Raw genomic sequence first — 18,065 nt, forward strand, 5'->3', positions numbered from 1 at the left:
CTTTTTGTACAAACGGTAGAGTGGATTCACTTAAATTATAGCAGAACAATGAGGCCCGTGATGCTCCTAAAGAGCATTGCGGGTTTTGTTGTAAAGCTAAGAGGTCTATTTCCTGGACAGTATAATTATGGCGAATAGGAGAACCAAAGTCGGGGGATAATCTGATCAAAACAATTGTGACAGGAGTGACTGCTGTGAGGAATACAGACGCTGCCCTGGGAAATAGACAGGCTGCCTCCAAAATAGACTCCAACCAGCCGCTTAGTCCCTCGCTGGACAGCAATGTGGCTCTGTTCCGGCAGGTATTCAACAATGATGGGACGCTTCGGGTACGGGTTATCGAGAATAATCATGGAGCTCCTGTGAGGTGCGGACTGATCTATCTAGATGGAATGACCGACAGGGATCTAATACAGAATGGGATTACGAAGCCTGTAATGGCTTATCCGTTCAAGGAAGAAGACCATGGGAATCCGGCTGAGCTGATCGAGAAAATCCGCACGGAGATTATTAATATCAGTGACATTATGGTTTCTACGGAGCTAGATGAACTAACTGGAGCTGTTGTCGGAGGCAAAACAGTATTTCTTCTGGACGGGTATACCGGTGCGCTGATTATTAATGCCCAAGGCTGGCAGACACGTGCAATAGAAGAGCCTTTGACAGAAAAGGCGGTTCGGGGTCCAAGAGAAGGCTTCACAGAGTCGCTGATTGTTAATTTAACTCTAATTCGCCGGAGAGTCCAGAATTCGGATCTGAAGTTTGTTTTTAGTCACATCGGGACAAGGTCCAAGACACAGATTTGCATCTGCTATATGGAGAGCCTGGCTTCCCCGGATATTCTGGAGGAACTGCAGGGAAGGCTTGCTAGGGTAGAAATTGACCATGTCCTGGATACTGGTTATCTAGCTGAACTGATTCGTGACGAGCCCTATTCTCCATTCGAGACGATGGGCAGCACAGAACGACCGGATGCGGTTGTGAGCAAGATTATGGAGGGCCGTATTGCCGTGCTGATTGAAGGCAGCCCCTTTGCCTTGACGCTGCCCTATGTTTTTGTGGAGAATTTCCAGGCCAGTGAGGACTATTACATCAATTATTATTTTGCCTCCTTCAACCGGTTATTAAGGGTCGTGGGAGCTTTCATGTCCATCAGTATTCCGGCAGTATATGTCGCTCTGGTTACCTATGCACAGGAAATGGTTCCCACCCTGCTTTTGCTCAGCATTGCTGCTGCCAGACTGTCCGTTCCTTTTCCTACGATTATCGAAGCCTTTATAATGCTGACAATATTTGAAATTCTGCGTGAGGCAGGCGCCAGAATTCCAACCGCTATTGGCCAGGCGGTAAGCATTGTGGGGGCGCTGGTGCTGGGGCAAGCGGCTGTTGATGCACGGATTGTGAGTGCGCCCATGGTGATTGTGGTAGGTCTTACCGGAATTACGACCTTGCTCAACCCCAGGCTTACCGGACCCCTGATTATCGTGCGTCTGATTCTATTGATAGCAGCATTCTTCCTTGGAATCTATGGGTACTTCTTTGGACTGCTGGGCCTGGTAATTCATCTGATGAGTCTCCGCTCTTTCGGCGTTCCCTATATGTTGGGTGTGGGATCCATCCGTCCGCAGGATATCAAAGATACTGCGATCCGCGTGCCTTGGTGGGATATGTACCTTCGGCCAGCAGTAATTGGCGTGCGCAATAGGAAGCGGAAGGCACCCCGGAAGAAGCCGGGTAGCCGATGAGAACAGCCCGTGGATTGCTGTCGCTGCTGCTCTGTGTATTCCTGGTGCTGTGCCTTAGCGGCTGTTGGAATTATACCGAGGTCGATGATATGTCCATTGTGGCGGGAGTAGCCATCGACAAGGATGCTGCTAACGGTAAAATCCAGCTGACGGCGGAGATGGTGAACATTAAAGGAGGGCTGGACCAGAATCAGGCCGGATTCAAAATGCTCACTCTTACGGGAAATACGATGTTTGAAATTGTACGCAATATGATATCCATAACCGGTAAAAAGCTGTTTTGGAGCCATGCCAAGGCGATTATTTACAGCGAAGAAGTTGCCCGTGAGGGGCTAATCAAGACCATGGATTGGTACAGCAGGGACACCGAAACAAGATCTGATGTGTTCATCTTTGTGTCCACTGAGCCAACCGCTCGGGAGATCCTGAACCTGAACAATACCACAAAAGCGATTATGTCATTTGAACTGGCGCAAATGATGCGTGATGAGAAGTTCACCAGCACTGCGCCAACCGTAGAAATATGGGATTTCATCGACAAAATGGAAACCTCGGGAAATCACGCGGTGGCACCATTGGTCCGCGTTCATGAGCAGAACGGACAGAAGAATGGGCGTGTTGACGGGTGTGCTATTTTTTCAAAGGACAAAATGATCGGCAAGCTGAATGGGAAAGAGACCAAGCATATGCTGTTTGCCAAAGACGGTATTAAGGGGGGTGTACTTGCAGTGAATGATATACACGGGGTTCCCACCTACTCTTTGGAGATATTATCGAGCAGAACAAAGGTGGTGCCAAAGCTGGAGAACGGTAAACTGACCCTACAGGTCCGAACGCTCACACGTACCGGCCTCGATGAGGTCATGACTACAGAAGGCCTCTCAGGCAGCGGTGGCATTAGTAGCATTGAAGAGCGTGCGGGTAGGGACCTTCAGCAGAACATCGAGTCCGTCATACGAAAAGTGCAGCAGGAGTACCATGCCGATATTTTTGGGTACGGGGAAATTATTCATGAACATCTTCCAAAGGTCTGGACCAAGCTTCGTGACCAATGGGATAACGAATTCGCAAAACTGGATATTTCAGTAGAATCCAAGGTGAGGATAGAGAACAGTGCCAAAACTTCGCGTTCTATTAAGCTGGGAGATTAACCAATATGATTATATACTTGCTGCTCATCTATGCCATTGTCGTGGTAACCGACTCTTACGCTCTCTGGAAGCAAGGGATGAAACGGTACTTCTATGTATGCTCGGTACTGTGCCTGGTGTCATTCTCTCTGGCCTTTGCCCTGTCCATGCATTGGGACCTCCCCAGCCCTTCCCCTCCGATTGTTAATATGATAAAGAAATTATTTTAGGATCAGACTTTATAAGGGGGAGGAAAGATGGGCAAGGAAATCATACCGGCAGGACAGTCTATAAGTATAGCGGTCCTATTTATTATCGGTAGTTCTCTTTTTATGGGGGCTTCAGGGCAGTCCGGCAACAGCAGCTGGATCGCAATAATTCTTGCCCTTCTGTTGGCCGTTCCACTCATGCTTATCTATGCGCGGCTGCATGTTTTATTTCCCGGCAAGGATCTGTTCGACATGCTGATTTGTGTATTCGGAGCAGTAACCGGAAGAATATTCTCCTGTTTGTATATCTGGTATGCGCTGCATCTGGGGGTGCTGGTGTTGCGGAATTTCGGGGAGTTCTGTAAGTCCGTGGCCCTGACTTCAACCCCGATGCTGGTCCCCATGCTCATCATTGGACTGCTGTGTGTGTGGGTTGTAAAAGAGGGGATAGAGGTGGTGGGGAGAAGTGCCAAATTCCTGATGTTATTTTCCTTCATGGTGATTATTGTGGTGCAGTTGCTCTCCATTCCCAAATTTCATTTTCATCATCTATTTCCAGTATTGGATAGTGGTTGGAAGTCTGTATTTTCTGATACGCTGGGTACCTTCACCTTTCCGTTTGCCGAAATTGTGGTGTTCCTGGGGGCCTTTCATGCATTGCCTCCAAAGGGTTCTGCGGTAAGGATTCTGCTCAGCGGCACGTTGATTGCCGGGGTTATTATTCTGCTCATCACGATTCGTAATCTGCTCGTATTGGGCCCGGATATCTTATCCAGCCTATACTTCCCCTCGTATGTGGCGGTTAGCAGAATCAATATTGGTGATTTCCTGACCCGGATTGAAGGTTCATCAGCTATTGTTTTTGTCACTACGCTGTTTGTGAAGGTGAGCCTGTGTCTGTATACCGCCTGCAATGGGGTGGCTAAGCTGTTCAAGCTGAGCAGCTACCGTTCGGTAGTGCTTCAAATGGGGCTGATCATGGTCTATATGGCAGATTTTATCTATAAGGATATTATGCAAATGGATTATTTTGCCCACCATATCTACAAGATTTATGCCCTGCCGTTCCAGGTGTTCATTCCAGTGATCTTATGGATTACTGCTGAAATCCTGGCCCGGCGAAAAAGCCGTAAGCAGAAAGCCGCTTAGTAGTAAGGAAAGGTCCGGCTATTGTGCTCCCTGTGCTTGTGCCAGGGCTTATTTATATTTCCATCCCCCGGAGAAGATAGCTATAATGGGAGGCAGAGAGCTAAATTTCTGGCGTAGGAGGAAGTACAGGTGAGTGTATCCAGTATCGTCATGCCCTCCCATTGGGGCAGAGAAGTCAGACATAAATATATTTCACAGGAATCGAAGTCGCTTGCGGTAATATTTCCGGGCAGGAACTACTCCGCTGAACGTTCGCTGCTGGATTATGCTGCCAAGCTGGCCCGGGAATATGGCTGTGATATCCTGCTGCTTGAATATGGCTATCAGAGTGCACGGGCAGAACTTAAACGTGAGGAAATCGATATCGTTACCGGGGAGTGCAAAGCGGCCCTGGCTTCACTTCCAGACTATGAACAGCTGCTCTTCATCAGCAAAAGCATGGGGTGTGTCATTGCCGGAAGCGTGGCGTCAGAGATGAACCTTCAGCAGAACACTTCGCATTTATATATAACACCAGTTGCAGACTCGATCCCGCTGCTGAAACAGAGCCGGGGCAGTATTATCTACGGTGGCAGCGACCCCTTATTCACCGAGGAGCATGCTGCAGGGCTTAGCGGACAGAAGAATCTTCGGGTGTACCGGATTGACGATGCCAATCATGCGCTCGAAGTAGGGAGTGTCAACGAATCGCTGGCGGTGCTGCTTGTCATTATTAATTTCTATCACGAGTTTTTCCGAGATGCGCTCACAGATTGAGATCATGAAGACTATGCTAAGGGGATGATTGTGTTGATTCTGGAAGCAGCTATGCTTCAGGTAAAGCCGGGACTCACCAGCCAGTTCGAACAGAGCTTCAAGGCGGCGTCCGCACTGATTGCTTCGATAGAAGGGTATTTGGGTCATGAGCTGCAGCGCTGTCTGGAGGATGATCATAAATATCTGCTGCTCGTGAAATGGCGCAATCTTGAGGATCACACCATCGGATTCAGGGAGTCTAGCCAATATCAGGAGTGGAAAGCACTGCTCCATCATTATTACAGCCCCTTCCCGGTAGTGGAGCATTTCAATACGGTTAATCTGGAGTAGCTTGGAGGAAACAGCATGCAGGGAAAGCAGATTGGGGAAGGAAGAACCGCAGAGGTCCTCGAACATGAAGCAGGGAGGATTCTGAAGCTCTATCATGAGGATTTTCCTGCTTGGCATGCGGAGCACGAATATGTGTTCAGTAAATATGTCTATGAGCATAACGTTCCTACCCCGCAGCCTATGGAGATTGCCGCCTTCGAGGGGCGCATGGGTATTGTGTTTCAACAAATTGAAGGACGATCCATGCTTAGGCTGATCGGTGAGAAGCCGTGGAAGCTCCCCAGGTATGCAAGGCAAATGGCTGAACTCCATCATAATTTGCATAAGCTCCAGGGTGCAGAGGCCTTCGGGAATCAGAAGGAGAACCTGAAGGGCAGTATTATCTCTGCACCCATGCTCGCACTGGAAGAGAAATCGGCCATATTGGCCAAGCTGGAGCGGCTGCCGGAGGGAGACCGGCTCCTGCACGGGGATTTCCATCCGGACAATGTGCTGCTGGATGGGCAGCCGTGGATTATCGACTGGATGACCGGGGGTTCCGGCCATCCGGCCGGGGATGCGGCCAGGTCTGTGATTATTCTCAGTATGGGGGCCCTGCCGCCGGGAGCGTCACTCACCACCAGATTCATTACTGCCTTTATAAGACAGAGGCTCACGAAAGGGTATATCAGGGAATATCTCAGATTATCGGGACTTACTTACGCCGAAGTGAATGCATGGGTGCTGCCGGTAGCAGCAGCCCGGCTATCGGAAGGCGTTCCGCTGGCGGAGAAAGAGCAGCTAGCCCGTGAAATCCGCAGACGTCTAAGATCTAATTCCCCCGTTAGGGACAATCATCAGGAACATTAAGGAAAGAAGGTGTGCTGTGAATACATATATTGCACTTTTGCGCGGCATTAATGTAGGCGGCAACAAAATCATCAAAATGCAGGCTTTGAAAGCAATGTTTGAGTCGCTTGGATATGAACGGGTGCGGACCTATATCCAGAGTGGAAATGTTGTTTTTGAAAGCGGGGATTCGACTGGCGCCAAGCTTGAGGCTGTGATCGGTGCAGCGATCCAGGATACCTTTGGGTTCGAGGTTTCCGTGATTATCCGTACACTTGCGGAATTGGAGGCGGCTATAGCTGCTAACCCTTTTCAGAACCTGTCACAAGAGGATTATAAACGGCTGTATGTTACTTTCCTCCGTGAGGCTCCCTCGGAGGAGGCGCTGGACAAGCTAATCCCCTATGCAGATGGCGCGGATAAGCTGCGCGTCGCCGGCAAAGAGATGTACACTCTCTATGAAGTAAGTGTCAGTCAATCTCCACTGTTCAAGGTTCCGTTCGACAAATGGCTTGGCACAACTATCACCGCACGGAATTGGAATACGGTGAATAAGTTGGCGGCAATCGGGCGGGGTGAATAGCAGGACGGATGGCATACTTGTACGTTGAAACAGAACGATTGTAATTTTGCTTCAACGTACACCGGCTGCCTTTACCCTTCAAACAATGCCTTATGCTTATTGAAAAATTGATAGAAAAATTGCACATTGTCCAGCTCGTACCATTCTGTTGTTTGAAGAGGCGACGCATCCAGATTATAAATTTTTGCATGCAGCGTGCCTAGAACAAATGGAGAATGAGTGGCAATAATAAATTGACTGTCGAAATACCTTGCCAGCTCGTTGATTTGCTCTGCCATTCTGATTTGATTAGCAGGAGAAAGTGACGTTTCCGGCTCGTCCAATAAATATAATTGCCCAGGCAGCAGATGTTCCTCAAAAAACTGCATGGACGTTTCCCCATTGGAGTATTTTTCCTGAGAAAATTGAATGTCCTCCAGCTTTTTCTTAAACGCATAAGTAGCTTCATATTCTGCCGCCTGAGCCTCGCTCATCCCCTTGTTCATTTGCTCCTTTATGATTCCCTCACGCAGCACAGAGGATTGCTGGATCTTCTTGATCTCATATAAAATGTCCTCAGACTTCATATACCGGCTTCCTATTGGCAACTGCCAGATTTCACGTTCTTGCTCATTCTGTCCAAACTGATAGCTGCTACTATCAAGGAAACGCTGAACATAAGGACTATGCCCATAGCTTGTCATTCTTTCCGCCCCAGGGATGCCCAGCTTGCTCCGAAATTACATTGAGTAAAGTGGATTTTCCGCTACCGTTATTGCCATACAACACCGTAATCCGATCAAACAAAAGCACCTCTCCGGCCAAATGCTTAAATACATGATCAGGATATATGTTGGGATTTCGATCCGTATAATCAGAAAGCTTAAAGCTTCTTAAATAGATCATTGCCGTGCTCCTTTATCTAATCTTATCGTTTGAATGTTATTTTACCAGATAAATACAATAAGTTCCTGGGTGCAGACATATTTCTCTTCCTTCCAATTACTAATCATTAATATTGTAAGCATGAATTCATACCCCACGTTGTGGGGCTATTTCCCGTTCCGTTTCCCGTTCCGGCATTCAGCAAACATTCAGCCTGATTTCATTATCAGTTAAGGTAGGGATGCCATAATACACCTAAGCAAGCTGTACCGGGGGAGAGCAGTGCCGGAATAGTGTATCGATCGATGGGAGTGGAGAGAAATGAAATGGATAAAAAAAATGGGTTCCGATGTCGTTCTGCTGGGTATTCTGCTCCTTGCGGCTTTTTTATACGGCTATGGTATCTGGAATGACCAATACGCAAATACGTACTATACCACAGCAGTGGGAAGCATGCTTCAGAGCTTCCACAACTTTTTCTTCGCCTCGCTGGACTCGGCGGGCTCGGTAACGGTCGATAAGCCGCCTGTGACGTTCTGGATTCAGACGCTCAGCGCGCTGATCTTCGGACTGCACGGCTGGAGTGTGATCCTGCCGCAGGTGCTGTGCGGAGTAGGTTCTGTCCTGCTGGTATATCTGCTGGTGAAACCAACCTTTGGCCTTACAGCAGCGCGGCTCGCGGCTCTGGCAATGGCTACTACACCTGTAGCTGCTGCTGTCAGCAGAACGAATAATATTGACGCCATGCTGGTGTTCACACTTTTGCTGGCGGCATGGTTTCTCTTCAAGGGTACCAAGCACAATAAATGGAGCAGTCTCCTCGCAGCATTTGCCGTGATTGGTGTAGGTTTCAACGAAAAAATGCTGCAGGCGTACATGGTGCTACCGGCATTCTACCTCTTCTATGTGCTGGCAGCGAAAGGGAATTGGAAGAAAAAAACCGGAGTGCTGGCAGCCTGCACCGCAGTACTACTGGTGGTTTCGCTATCGTGGGCGGTTATCGTGGATTCGATCCCGGCTAGCAAAAGGCCTTATATGGGCAGCAGCGGGACGAACTCTGTGCTGAATCTGGCTTTTGGCTATAACGGGGTGTCACGCTTGACCGGTGACCGCAGTACCGGAGGCAGCGGCGGCGGATTTCCTGGCGGCGGCGGAATGTTCGGCGGCGAAATGCCGTCCTGGAATGGCGGAGAGATGCCGGGCATTAACGGATCCGGTGCCCAGGACGGTCAAAGAAGGTTGAACGGAACAGACGGGCAGGCTCAGGGACAGCCACCGGGCGGCACAAGAGGCGAACAGGTAACAGGAGGTCCGGATGGCCGCGGCCAGGCCGCAGATGACGGCGGCTCACCGGGACAGGCGCCAGGCGGAAGAATGGACGGTAGAGGCCAGTTTGACTTCGGGCAAGGCGGCCGCGGCGGGATGAACGGCGGAGCAGGCGGAATGTTCAACACAGGTACTGCCGGTCCGCTCCGTTTGTTCCAATCAGCATTGTCCGGTCAGGCCAGCTGGCTGCTTCCGTTCCTGTTGTTCGGCTGCATCGGAATCTTTGCCAGCCTGCGCAGACGGAACTTCACATGGCGGCATAAAGAAGCCTTATTCTGGCTTGCCTGGCTGGTGCCGGCTATGGGATTCTTCAGTATTGCCGGATTTTTCCATCAATATTACCTGATTATGATGGCTCCGCCGATTGCGGCACTGGCCGGCGCAGGCTGGCTGCAGTTGTGGAGCTATTACAAGGAACGTTCCACCTGGCTGTCCTGGTTGCTCCCGGCGGCAACGCTCGTCACAGCAATCTTCCAATGGTACATCATTCATCCTTATGACGATACGATTGGAAGCGGCTGGTCTATAGGCGTACTGGCTGGAGGGATTGCTGTTACTGTGCTGCTGCTCGTACTGCGGGTATTGAAAGGGCAGAAAAAGTCATTCGTACATGGGGCAGCGGTGCTTGGTTTGCTGGTGCTGCTGGTCGGACCCGTCTACTGGGCATTGACACCTATCACTTACGGCTCAAACAGCATGACCCCGGCGGCTGGACCGGACAGCAGCAGCGGTTTTGGCGGCATGGGTGGTATGGGAGAAATGGGAGGAATGGGCGGCAGAAACGGTACAGCGGGAGTCAACAACAATCTGCTGACCTATTTGAAAGAGCATAACACCGGTGAGAAATATCTGTTCGCAGCAATGGATTACGGAACGGCTGGCCCTTATATTATCGATAACCATGAGTCAGTCGTCATTCTGAACGGATTCAACAACTCGGATGTGCCTTACACTACCGATACCCTGAAGGCGCTCGTGGCGAGCGGTAAAGTGAAATACTTCCTTGTCACTACCGGAGGCATGGGCGGCGGCCGCGGGGGTAACTCCGAAATTAACACCTGGATCACTGAGAACGGGACTGTAGTTCCAACAGCAGATTGGCAGGGAACCGAGACAGGCGTTAATGGCGGAACCTTATATGAGGTGAGTGTTAAGTAGGATATCAATACCAATTAAGGAGGAGCTGCTCATGAGTACGCACGTGCGCTATTCCATAATCATACCGATGTACAACGAAGAGGCGGTCATTCAGGAAACCTACCGGCGGATCAAAAAGGTAATGGGAACGACAGGAGAGGTCTACGAGCTGCTGTTCGTCAATGACGGAAGCACGGACAACTGTGCGCAGATGATTGAGGAATACAGCTATTGGGATGAGAGCGTGAAGCTGATTGATCTCTCCCGTAATTTTGGTCATCAGATTGCCATTACCGCGGGTATGGATTATGCACTGGGAGACGCAGTAGTCATCATTGACGCTGATCTGCAGGACCCGCCGGAGCTGATTCTGGATATGATCCGGGAATGGAAAAACGGCTATGAGGTGGTATATGCCAAACGGGTTAAGCGGAACGGCGAGTCTCTATTTAAAAAGTGGACGGCAAGCCTCTTTTACCGGGTGCTGCGTTATTCTACAGACATCTCTATCCCGGTGGACACTGGTGATTTCCGGCTGATCGACCGCAAGGTGTGCGAGGAACTGAAACGGCTGCCGGAGAAAAACCGTTTTGTCCGCGGCCTGGTCAGCTGGGTAGGCTTCCGCCAGAAGGCTATCGAATATGAGCGTGATGAACGGCTGGCCGGTGAAACCAAATACCCGCTGAAGCGGATGATTAAGTTGTCACTGGACGGGATCACCTCTTTTTCCTACAAACCGCTGAAGCTGGCGGGTTATCTGGGAGGGCTGCTGTCCGCAGCCGGATTTATATATCTTATGTATGTGCTGTACCTGGCGCTGTTTACGGACGCAGCCGTTAAGGGCTGGGCATCGATGATCGGCATTACCTTGACGTTCAACGGATTTGTACTAATTATGCTGGGTATCCTGGGCGAGTATGTCGGCCGGATCTATGATGAAACGAAGAGACGCCCGCTATACATCGTCCAGGAATTCTACAGCGGCAAGCAGCAGCAGAGTACACGGGAGCAGAGGGTAGCACAGCTTCATAAATAAAAGGCAAGGGAGTGGGTCCCACGTGAAAATCCGCAAAGCGGTTATACCCGCAGCAGGTCTGGGCACACGGTTTCTGCCGGCTACCAAGGCCCAGCCCAAGGAAATGCTGCCCATTGTAGACAAACCGGCGATTCAATATATTGTTGAGGAAGCGGTGCGCTCCGGCATTGAGAGTATCATTATCGTGACTGGCCGCAATAAGAAGTCCATTGAGGATCATTTTGACAAGTCGGTAGAACTGGAGCAGACTCTCCTGGAAAAAGGCAAGCTGGACCTGCTTCGCGATGTGCAGGCGATCAGCGGGCTTGCCAGCATTCATTACATCCGGCAAAAAGAGCCGCTTGGCCTGGGGCATGCCATTCTGTGTGCAGAACAATTCATCGGCGGTGAGCCGTTCGCTGTGCTACTGGGTGATGACATTATGGTCTCCGATCCCCCTGCACTGTCACAGATGATGAAGCTGTACGAGCAGTCCGAGCAGACTGTTGTAGGTGTTCAGCCGGTACCGGCATCTGAGGTGAACAAGTACGGAATCATTGCTTCCGGCGGTGCTGTCAGGGGTGTGCATGTAGTAAAGGGTCTGGTGGAAAAGCCTTCGCCGCAAGCTGCGCCTTCGACGAATGCCATTATGGGACGTTACATTCTCCAGCCCTCCATCTTCCCGGTACTAAGCAAGCTGGAGCGCGGAGCCGGGGGCGAATATCAGCTGACGGATGCGCTGCATGAGATATGCCGAGATGAAGGGCTGCTTGCACTGGATCTGCAAGGTACGCGCTATGATATCGGCGACAAATTCGGTTATATTCAGGCTACGCTGGAGATGGGTCTGCAACGGGAAGAGCTGCGCCCGCAGCTTATCCCGTATCTGAAGCAGCTGCTGGGCAGTCTGTGCGAAGGTGCAGAGGCAAACGGCCGGAATCGCTGATAGCAAGGCTTAATCCAGTGAATCAAACACCGATGACCGAAAAGGCCAGCCAGAATGAATCTCTGGCTGGCCTTACACATCTGAAGCTCTTTTGTACGAATAGTAACGTTAAGCTTTCATCAGATCATGATCCACATATCTAGCGCCGTTCAGTTCGCTAATGATATTAATGGCAACCTTCGCACCGTCTCCGGCAGTGATAATGGCATGAACACTTACTCCGGCTACCGTACCTGCTGCCCAAATCCCATCGACATTGGTTTTACCTTCCGCATTTACGGCTACAACGGTCTTGATTCTTGGCTCTGTACCGTCCTTCGTTTCCACACCAGCTTTGGCAGCCAGATCCGTCAGCACACCTGTTGCCAGGATTACATGCTTCGCTTCATAAGTAGCTCCGCTCTCACTCTCAATGACGAAGCCTTCACCGGCTGCAGTAAGATTCACCGCTTGATCTGCCACTAATTCCGCTCCGAATTTTACAGCCTGCTTATGTCCGGTTTCCACGAGCTCGGGCCCGCCAATCTCAGCAATCCCGTAATAATTCTCGTACCAGCCTCTGCGTGTCATCCCTTTATCGTTGTCGATCAACAGCGTTTTTTTGCCCGCCTTGGCGGCGAACAGGGCTGCACTTGCACCGGCAGGGCCGGCCCCAATGATGGCAATTTCGTACATAGTATAACCTCCTAAAAGTTTTGTGAGCCAGTGCCTCTCCGAACCGCTTCGTACAAAACTCGCTTCGGAAGCATAGACTTAAGTTTTGTGAGCCTATGCCTCTCCGAACCGCTTCGTACAAAACTCGCTTCGGAAGCATAGACTTAATTTTTGTGAGCCTATGCCTCTCCAAACCGCTTCATACAAAACTCGCTTCGGAAGCATAGACTTAAGTTTTGTGAGCTTCCCACTTACTATTATAACGTTAATGATTCTTCATTAGCTATTCCGTCAGGCAGGGGAGCGTAACCTTGAAGGCGGTTCCTTCACCGGGGCGGCTCTCCACACAGATATCACCGTGATGTGCGTCTACAATGGATTTGGTTATGGAGAGACCGAGTCCTGAGCCGCCGTATTTACGGGTGCGTGAAGAATCACTTCGGTAGAATCTTTCAAATACATGAGGGATATGCTCTGCCGCAATCCCGGAGCCGTTATCCTTTACAAGGAGGTCGGCTTCAGTGCCACTGGCAATCAGGCCAACATGTATGATTCCCTTGCCGGGATCGGTATGTTGCACAGCATTTTGGAATAGATTAAGAATTACCTGCTTCAGCTTGTCGGGATCATACATGCCGCGGATGCCGTGGGGGATCTCAAAGGTAACCCTGCGGTCCCCGGCAAGCATGAGGAGCTGAGGCTGCATCTCGGTGATCACGTCCCCCAGCATCATGTTTCGGATGTTTAGCTGCGGTGCTCCATCCATGCGGGCCAGGAGAAGCAGATCCTCTACCAGCTTATTGATCCGTTTCGATTCTCCGTGCATGCTGGTCAGCGCACTCATGAGTTGCTCCTTGTTATCAGCAGCTCCCCGCAGCAGTACCTCCAGAAATCCATGGATGGACGTCAGCGGGGTTCTAAGCTCATGGGAGGCATCGGCGGCAAAACGCCGCATCTGCTCTTTGGCTTCACGCTCACTATGAAAGGAAATCTCCAGCCGCTCCAGCATTCCGTTGAATGAGCGGGACAGCTTGTCAATCTCCGTCTGTCCCTGGTTCACGGGGAACCGCTCGTTCAGATTGCCTGCATCGATAATCTGTGCAGTTTCCCCCATGTTGGATAAGGGAACCAGCGTTTTGCGCAGGGCCGGAAGATACAGGAGAAGCCCTCCCAGGAGAGCCGCAAAAGATAAGGCTGCAAAAATCAGCAGCTGCTGCAGGATGACATCCTTAAGCGGCCCTGTGCTTACACTCATCTGCAGTAGCATTCTGGCTTCCTTCGGCTTGCCGAGGTTCATAAAGACAGCCAGCTGCTCGCTGCCGTCCGCTGCGGTAATGAGCTGGTAGTTGCCGGTAGCCTTGTCGGTAGTATGCTTTAGCAGGTTGTTGTATTCCGCATCGGATAATCTCGGAGCAGGGGAAACGGACAGTGTCTCTTCCTGGAAGTCCTTGAATCCTCCGCTTGCACTGTAAATAGCGAGGGTCGTATGCGCATCCAGCAGAAGCGGCCGCCGGCTGGAGGGGTTAGGCATATTACCGGGAGTGATAGGGCTACTGCCTTCAGGGATTCCGTTGCCGCCAATCGTGCCGTCTACAAGCGGCAGCCTAGGCGTTGCCGTACCAGTACTTCCATTTCCTTGTTCTCCACTGCTTGTTATGGCTGCCTTCTCGCTATTGTTATTGAAGGCCAGTGAGTTGAAAAAAATCTCACGCGGTACGGAGCGGATCTGGGTCTGCATGGATTCCGCGCGGTTGGTGTAGATAAAATCACGCATGAGTACATACTGGAGTACACCGATTAAGAGCAGCAGGCCGGAGAGAATCAGCAGTGAGATGATCAGCAGCTGCTTACGCAAGGAGCGCGGCGCGGGGAGCCTGCCGAACAGGCCTTTGGCACGGCCAATCATACCAGGTCCACCCGGTATCCTGCACCCCGGAGCGTTCGGATGATCCGGTGTTCTTTATCTCCCAGCTTCTCACGGAGGGAACGGATGTAGACCTCTACAATATTTTCTTCGCCGCCGAAGTCATAGCCCCATACCTTGTCCAGAATCATAGGCTTACTCAGCACAAGCCCATGATTGATGACCAGGTATTGTAACAGCTCATATTCGGTAGGAGATAACTCCAGCACCTCGTCCTTGTGGCGGATTTCCTTACGCCGGCCGTCAATCCGGAACGGTCCGCAGCGCACCTCGCCGAGCAGTCCAGGGAACTGGTTGCGCAGGCGCGCCTGAATCCGGGCCAGCAGTTCTTCGAAGCTGAATGGCTTGACCATATAGTCGTCAGCTCCAATGGACAGACCCTTAACCCGGTCATCCACTTCATCCTTGGCCGTAAGCATAATCACGGCAAGTTCTGATTCTTCCGAACGGAGGTAGCGGCAGAGCTCGAATCCGTCCATCCCAGGCATCATCACATCCAGAATGGCCACATGGGGCTTAAAGTCCGCAGCAACGGCAATTGCGCTGGCCCCGTCCGGAGCGGTTCTTACTTCAAAACCCTCATTGTTCAGACCCAGCTCCAGGAACTGGAGAATATGAGGCTCGTCATCTACGAGCAGTAATTTTACACCTTGGGCAGCCTTCATATAGGGTTCCTCCACATTGCTATAGTTAGCTCCATTATGACATATCAGGATGAAATTTAGCTGAAGATGGAAACATTAATTAGAACGGATTCGAAAATAGCCTTTCAGGGTTAATCATAATGGTTAATCTAATTATACGGAGATTTTAATGCTATTAATAAGAAATTCAGTCAGAATTTAAAAGTTTTAGAACGGGACGATAAATGGTTTTGACGGCGGCTATAGAACACTTTACAATAAGGATACTACCCGGCCTGAGGCTTCCTCTCGGGTTCGGAAATAAGTCCCAATTCTATGGGTTTCCCCCCGTTTCTGACCTTATCACTTTCCTGTCATGCAAGTCTCTTTCGCTACGCTACTTTCTGAAATTTCTATTTCTACACTGGGTTAAATCTACGCTGCACTAATCACTATCCAACCTAATTGATCACATGCTTCACTACCCATAAGTCAAGGGAGGCTCATCCATGAAGAAAAAAGAAATGGTAGCTATGCTATTGGCGGGAGGCCAAGGGAAAAGGTTGAAGGGTTTGACCAAATCGCTCGCAAAACCCGCTGTATACTTTGGGGGAACCTACCGGATTATTGATTTTCCCTTGAGCAACTGCTCCAATTCGGGAATTGATACGGTCGGTGTGCTGACGCAGTATGAACCGCTTGTGCTTCATTCATACATCGGAGTAGGCAGCGACTGGGATTTGAACCGCAAGGACGGCGGGGTGTTTGTCTTGCCGCCGCATGAACGGGAGAACGGAAGCAGCTGGTACCGTGGCACAGCAGACGCCATTTACCGCAATCTGAAGTTTGTGGATCAGTTCGATCCGGAGCATGTGCTGATTCTGTCGGGTGACCATATCTACAAGATGGACTATCATGCGATGCTGCAGTATCACAAAGCCAGAAATGCCGACTGCACCATATCGGTGATCGATGTGCCGCTGGAGGAAGCCAGCCGGTTTGGCATACTGAATACGGATGAAGATCTTAAAATTTATGAATTTGACGAGAAGCCGGCCAAGCCGAAGAGTACACTGGCTTCTATGGGTGTCTATATTTTCAAATGGGAGGTGCTCCGCAAGCATCTCCTGGAGGACGGAGAGAACGCCAGCTCGTCCCATGACTTTGGCAAGGATATCATTCCGCTTATGCTGGCCGATGGCCAATCCCTCTTTGCTTATCCTTTTGAAGGATACTGGAGAGATGTAGGTACTGTAACCAGTCTATGGGAAGCGAACATGGATTTGCTGAGTGATACACCGCCGCTGAATCTGAACGATCCATACTGGCGCATCTTCACCCGCAACCCCAACCAGCCGGCACAATATGTGGCTCCGGGAGCCAAGGTATCGGGTTGCATCATTAACGAAGGCTGCATTGTCCATGGGGAAGTGAAGCATTCGGTGCTCTTTTACGGCGTGGAGGTAGGGGAAGGCAGTGTGATTACGGACTCTGTCCTCATGCCAAAGGTCAAGATCGGAAAGAATGTAAGGATCCACAAAGCTATCATCAGTGAGAATACGGTCATTGAAGATTACATGGAGATCGGGATCGAGCGTGAGCGGGAGGAAGAAATTCTGCTGATCGACAATCGGAGCAAAAAACGCAAGTCCGTTGCAGCCAAAACCATATAATCAGCAGAGGACAGGGGGATTTCGATGAAAGAACTCATGGGTGTTATCAATCTGGACCATGAACTGGACCAATTAAACGAACTGACCTATTTCCGCTGCGGTGCAGCGGTACCTTTTGCCAGCCGGTACCGGCTGATCGACTTTGTTCTCTCCAACATGATGCGTGCAGAACTGGAGAGTGTGGGGCTGTTTGTCCGCCGCAAATACCGTTCTCTGATGGATCATCTCGGCGACGGCAAGTCGTGGGACATGAACCGCAAGCACGGAGGACTCTTCATTTTGCCGCCTGACTGGAATGATCCGACAGATACTTCTCTGGGAGATTTGCAGCATTATCACAACAATCTCGATTTCTTCAAACGGGCTTCAGCCAAATATATTGTGTTCTCCGGCAGCCAGCATATCAATACCGTGGATCTACAGGATGTATACCAGTATCACCTGGAAAAAGGTGCGGACGTAACGCTGGTCTACAAAAAAATTGACAATCTTCAGCCGGAGCATGATCCCTGCCTGCGGGTTGAACTGGATGAGGACGGCAATGTGACCGAGATTCATCAGGAGAAGGATCATCACAATGTATATCTGGATATTTTCATTATGGAGAAGAGGATGTTCCTGGAGCAGGTGGAATACTGCATAGCTCATGGAGAGAGCTTCTTTTTCCGTGATGCCATTCAGAAAAACCGCCACAAGTTCAAGATCGCCGCTTACGAATATACAGGCTATCATGCGGTAATTAACTCGCTGGAGAGCTATTACAAGAACAGTCTGGATCTGCTGCAGCAGGATAATTATTTTGGACTCTTCAAAGAAAACCCGGTTCAGACGAAAATAAAATATGAAGCGCCTACCCGTTATCTGGACAGCGCGGAGGTCAGTAATTCGCTGATAGCCAATGGCTGCATTATTGCAGGAACCGTGGAGAACAGCGTGATTTTCCGGGGGGTGCAGATCCGTAAAGGGGCGCGCATCGTCAATTCGGTGATTATGCAGAAATGTGTCATCGAGGAGAATGCCGTGATTGAGAATGTCATTATGGATAAAGATGTGCAGCTGAGCAAGGACCGGATACTCGTCGGAGACAGCAAACGTCCATTTGTGATTGCCAAGAGCAGCAAAATTTAACCGTGAGGCGATTTTCTAAAAAAAGCATGTGTCAGGAGGAACCAG

The 18,065-nt window shown here is 50.3% G+C and carries 16 protein-coding genes and 1 pseudogene; 13 read left to right on the forward strand and 4 right to left on the reverse strand.

Annotated features, from left to right (window positions below; all coding sequences use genetic code 11):
- Nucleotides 1-194: 194 nt before the first annotated feature.
- From AC0MA3_RS20665 to AC0MA3_RS20700, 8 genes are all read left to right on the forward strand, one after another.
- Nucleotides 195-1,745 (forward strand): spore germination protein, encoded by a 1,551-nt coding sequence (locus AC0MA3_RS20665; protein WP_474657560.1) that lies wholly within the window; start codon nucleotides 195-197, stop codon nucleotides 1,743-1,745.
- Nucleotides 1,742-2,896 (forward strand): Ger(x)C family spore germination protein, encoded by a 1,155-nt coding sequence (locus AC0MA3_RS20670; protein ID WP_474657561.1) that lies wholly within the window; start codon nucleotides 1,742-1,744, stop codon nucleotides 2,894-2,896. Before AC0MA3_RS20665 ends, AC0MA3_RS20670 begins: the two co-directional genes overlap by 4 nt.
- A gap of 5 nt (nucleotides 2,897-2,901) precedes the next feature.
- A complete protein-coding gene (locus AC0MA3_RS20675; protein WP_474657562.1) occupies nucleotides 2,902-3,105 on the forward strand; it encodes a hypothetical protein in 204 nt (67 codons plus the stop codon).
- A gap of 27 nt (nucleotides 3,106-3,132) precedes the next feature.
- The gene (locus AC0MA3_RS20680; protein WP_474657563.1) at nucleotides 3,133-4,233 is read left to right on the forward strand and encodes a GerAB/ArcD/ProY family transporter; all 1,101 of its coding nucleotides are present in this window, start codon (nucleotides 3,133-3,135) and stop codon (nucleotides 4,231-4,233) included.
- 129 nt (nucleotides 4,234-4,362) lie between these two features.
- Nucleotides 4,363-4,989, forward strand: coding sequence for a hypothetical protein (locus tag AC0MA3_RS20685; protein ID WP_474657564.1), 627 nt, complete (start codon nucleotides 4,363-4,365; stop codon nucleotides 4,987-4,989).
- A gap of 33 nt (nucleotides 4,990-5,022) precedes the next feature.
- Nucleotides 5,023-5,319, forward strand: a complete 297-nt coding sequence (locus AC0MA3_RS20690; protein WP_474657565.1) for an antibiotic biosynthesis monooxygenase family protein — start codon at nucleotides 5,023-5,025, stop codon at nucleotides 5,317-5,319.
- 15 nt (nucleotides 5,320-5,334) lie between these two features.
- Nucleotides 5,335-6,168, forward strand: a complete 834-nt coding sequence (locus AC0MA3_RS20695; RefSeq protein WP_474657566.1) for a phosphotransferase family protein — start codon at nucleotides 5,335-5,337, stop codon at nucleotides 6,166-6,168.
- 16 nt (nucleotides 6,169-6,184) lie between these two features.
- The gene (locus AC0MA3_RS20700; protein WP_474657567.1) at nucleotides 6,185-6,730 is read left to right on the forward strand and encodes a DUF1697 domain-containing protein; all 546 of its coding nucleotides are present in this window, start codon (nucleotides 6,185-6,187) and stop codon (nucleotides 6,728-6,730) included.
- Between the two features lie 71 nt (nucleotides 6,731-6,801).
- On the opposite strand, the pseudogene AC0MA3_RS20705 reads toward AC0MA3_RS20700, so the two are convergent.
- Nucleotides 6,802-7,615 (reverse strand): annotated as a pseudogene (locus AC0MA3_RS20705) (AAA family ATPase).
- Nucleotides 7,616-7,915: 300 nt separating this feature from the next.
- Here AC0MA3_RS20705 and AC0MA3_RS20710 point away from each other — a divergent pair.
- Genes AC0MA3_RS20710 through galU form a run of 3 tightly spaced genes read left to right on the forward strand, consistent with a single transcriptional unit; the run spans nucleotide 7,916 to nucleotide 12,018 of the window.
- Nucleotides 7,916-10,078 (forward strand): glycosyltransferase family 39 protein, encoded by a 2,163-nt coding sequence (locus tag AC0MA3_RS20710; RefSeq protein ID WP_474657568.1) that lies wholly within the window; start codon nucleotides 7,916-7,918, stop codon nucleotides 10,076-10,078.
- A gap of 31 nt (nucleotides 10,079-10,109) precedes the next feature.
- Nucleotides 10,110-11,093 (forward strand): glycosyltransferase family 2 protein, encoded by a 984-nt coding sequence (locus tag AC0MA3_RS20715; RefSeq protein ID WP_379158529.1) that lies wholly within the window; start codon nucleotides 10,110-10,112, stop codon nucleotides 11,091-11,093.
- Nucleotides 11,094-11,115: 22 nt separating this feature from the next.
- Complete coding sequence (gene galU, locus AC0MA3_RS20720; protein ID WP_474657569.1) at nucleotides 11,116-12,018, forward strand: UTP--glucose-1-phosphate uridylyltransferase GalU; 903 nt, start codon at nucleotides 11,116-11,118, stop codon at nucleotides 12,016-12,018.
- Nucleotides 12,019-12,126: 108 nt separating this feature from the next.
- On the opposite strand, the gene AC0MA3_RS20725 is transcribed toward galU, so the two are convergent.
- From AC0MA3_RS20725 to AC0MA3_RS20735, 3 genes are all read right to left on the reverse strand, one after another.
- A complete protein-coding gene (locus AC0MA3_RS20725; protein ID WP_474657570.1) occupies nucleotides 12,127-12,693 on the reverse strand; it encodes an FAD-dependent oxidoreductase in 567 nt (188 codons plus the stop codon).
- Nucleotides 12,694-12,955: 262 nt separating this feature from the next.
- Entirely contained in the window at nucleotides 12,956-14,578 is a 1,623-nt protein-coding gene (locus tag AC0MA3_RS20730; RefSeq protein WP_474657571.1) for a sensor histidine kinase, read from the reverse strand.
- The gene (locus tag AC0MA3_RS20735) at nucleotides 14,575-15,261 is read right to left on the reverse strand and encodes a response regulator transcription factor (protein WP_379158541.1); all 687 of its coding nucleotides are present in this window, start codon (nucleotides 15,259-15,261) and stop codon (nucleotides 14,575-14,577) included. The genes AC0MA3_RS20730 and AC0MA3_RS20735 overlap by 4 nt, the downstream gene beginning before the upstream one ends.
- 467 nt (nucleotides 15,262-15,728) lie before the next feature.
- On the opposite strand from AC0MA3_RS20735, the gene AC0MA3_RS20740 reads away from it, so the two are divergent.
- Both AC0MA3_RS20740 and glgD read left to right on the forward strand, forming a co-directional pair.
- The gene (locus AC0MA3_RS20740; RefSeq protein ID WP_379158544.1) at nucleotides 15,729-16,892 is read left to right on the forward strand and encodes a glucose-1-phosphate adenylyltransferase; all 1,164 of its coding nucleotides are present in this window, start codon (nucleotides 15,729-15,731) and stop codon (nucleotides 16,890-16,892) included.
- A 24-nt stretch (nucleotides 16,893-16,916) separates the two neighbouring features.
- Nucleotides 16,917-18,020, forward strand: a complete 1,104-nt coding sequence (glgD, locus tag AC0MA3_RS20745) for a glucose-1-phosphate adenylyltransferase subunit GlgD (protein WP_474657572.1) — start codon at nucleotides 16,917-16,919, stop codon at nucleotides 18,018-18,020.
- Nucleotides 18,021-18,065: the final 45 nt, after the last annotated feature.

This window comes from Paenibacillus sp. LS-5 (assembly GCF_056121505.1).

Excerpts from the sequence above, each read along its gene's own strand:
- AC0MA3_RS20670 (WP_474657561.1), top strand. The coding sequence starts at position 1,742 with ATGAGAACAGCCCGTGGATTGCTGTCGCTGCTGCTCTGTGTATTCCTG.
- AC0MA3_RS20675 (WP_474657562.1), top strand. The coding sequence starts at position 2,902 with ATGATTATATACTTGCTGCTCATCTATGCCATTGTCGTGGTAACCGAC.
- AC0MA3_RS20735 (WP_379158541.1), bottom strand. The coding sequence starts at position 15,261 with ATGAAGGCTGCCCAAGGTGTAAAATTACTGCTCGTAGATGACGAGCCT.
- glgD (WP_474657572.1), top strand. The coding sequence starts at position 16,917 with ATGAAAGAACTCATGGGTGTTATCAATCTGGACCATGAACTGGACCAA.
- AC0MA3_RS20680 (WP_474657563.1), top strand. The coding sequence starts at position 3,133 with ATGGGCAAGGAAATCATACCGGCAGGACAGTCTATAAGTATAGCGGTC.
- AC0MA3_RS20710 (WP_474657568.1), top strand. The coding sequence starts at position 7,916 with ATGAAATGGATAAAAAAAATGGGTTCCGATGTCGTTCTGCTGGGTATT.
- AC0MA3_RS20715 (WP_379158529.1), top strand. The coding sequence starts at position 10,110 with ATGAGTACGCACGTGCGCTATTCCATAATCATACCGATGTACAACGAA.
- AC0MA3_RS20730 (WP_474657571.1), bottom strand. The coding sequence starts at position 14,578 with ATGATTGGCCGTGCCAAAGGCCTGTTCGGCAGGCTCCCCGCGCCGCGC.
- AC0MA3_RS20695 (WP_474657566.1), top strand. The coding sequence starts at position 5,335 with ATGCAGGGAAAGCAGATTGGGGAAGGAAGAACCGCAGAGGTCCTCGAA.
- AC0MA3_RS20725 (WP_474657570.1), bottom strand. The coding sequence starts at position 12,693 with ATGTACGAAATTGCCATCATTGGGGCCGGCCCTGCCGGTGCAAGTGCA.
- AC0MA3_RS20740 (WP_379158544.1), top strand. The coding sequence starts at position 15,729 with ATGAAGAAAAAAGAAATGGTAGCTATGCTATTGGCGGGAGGCCAAGGG.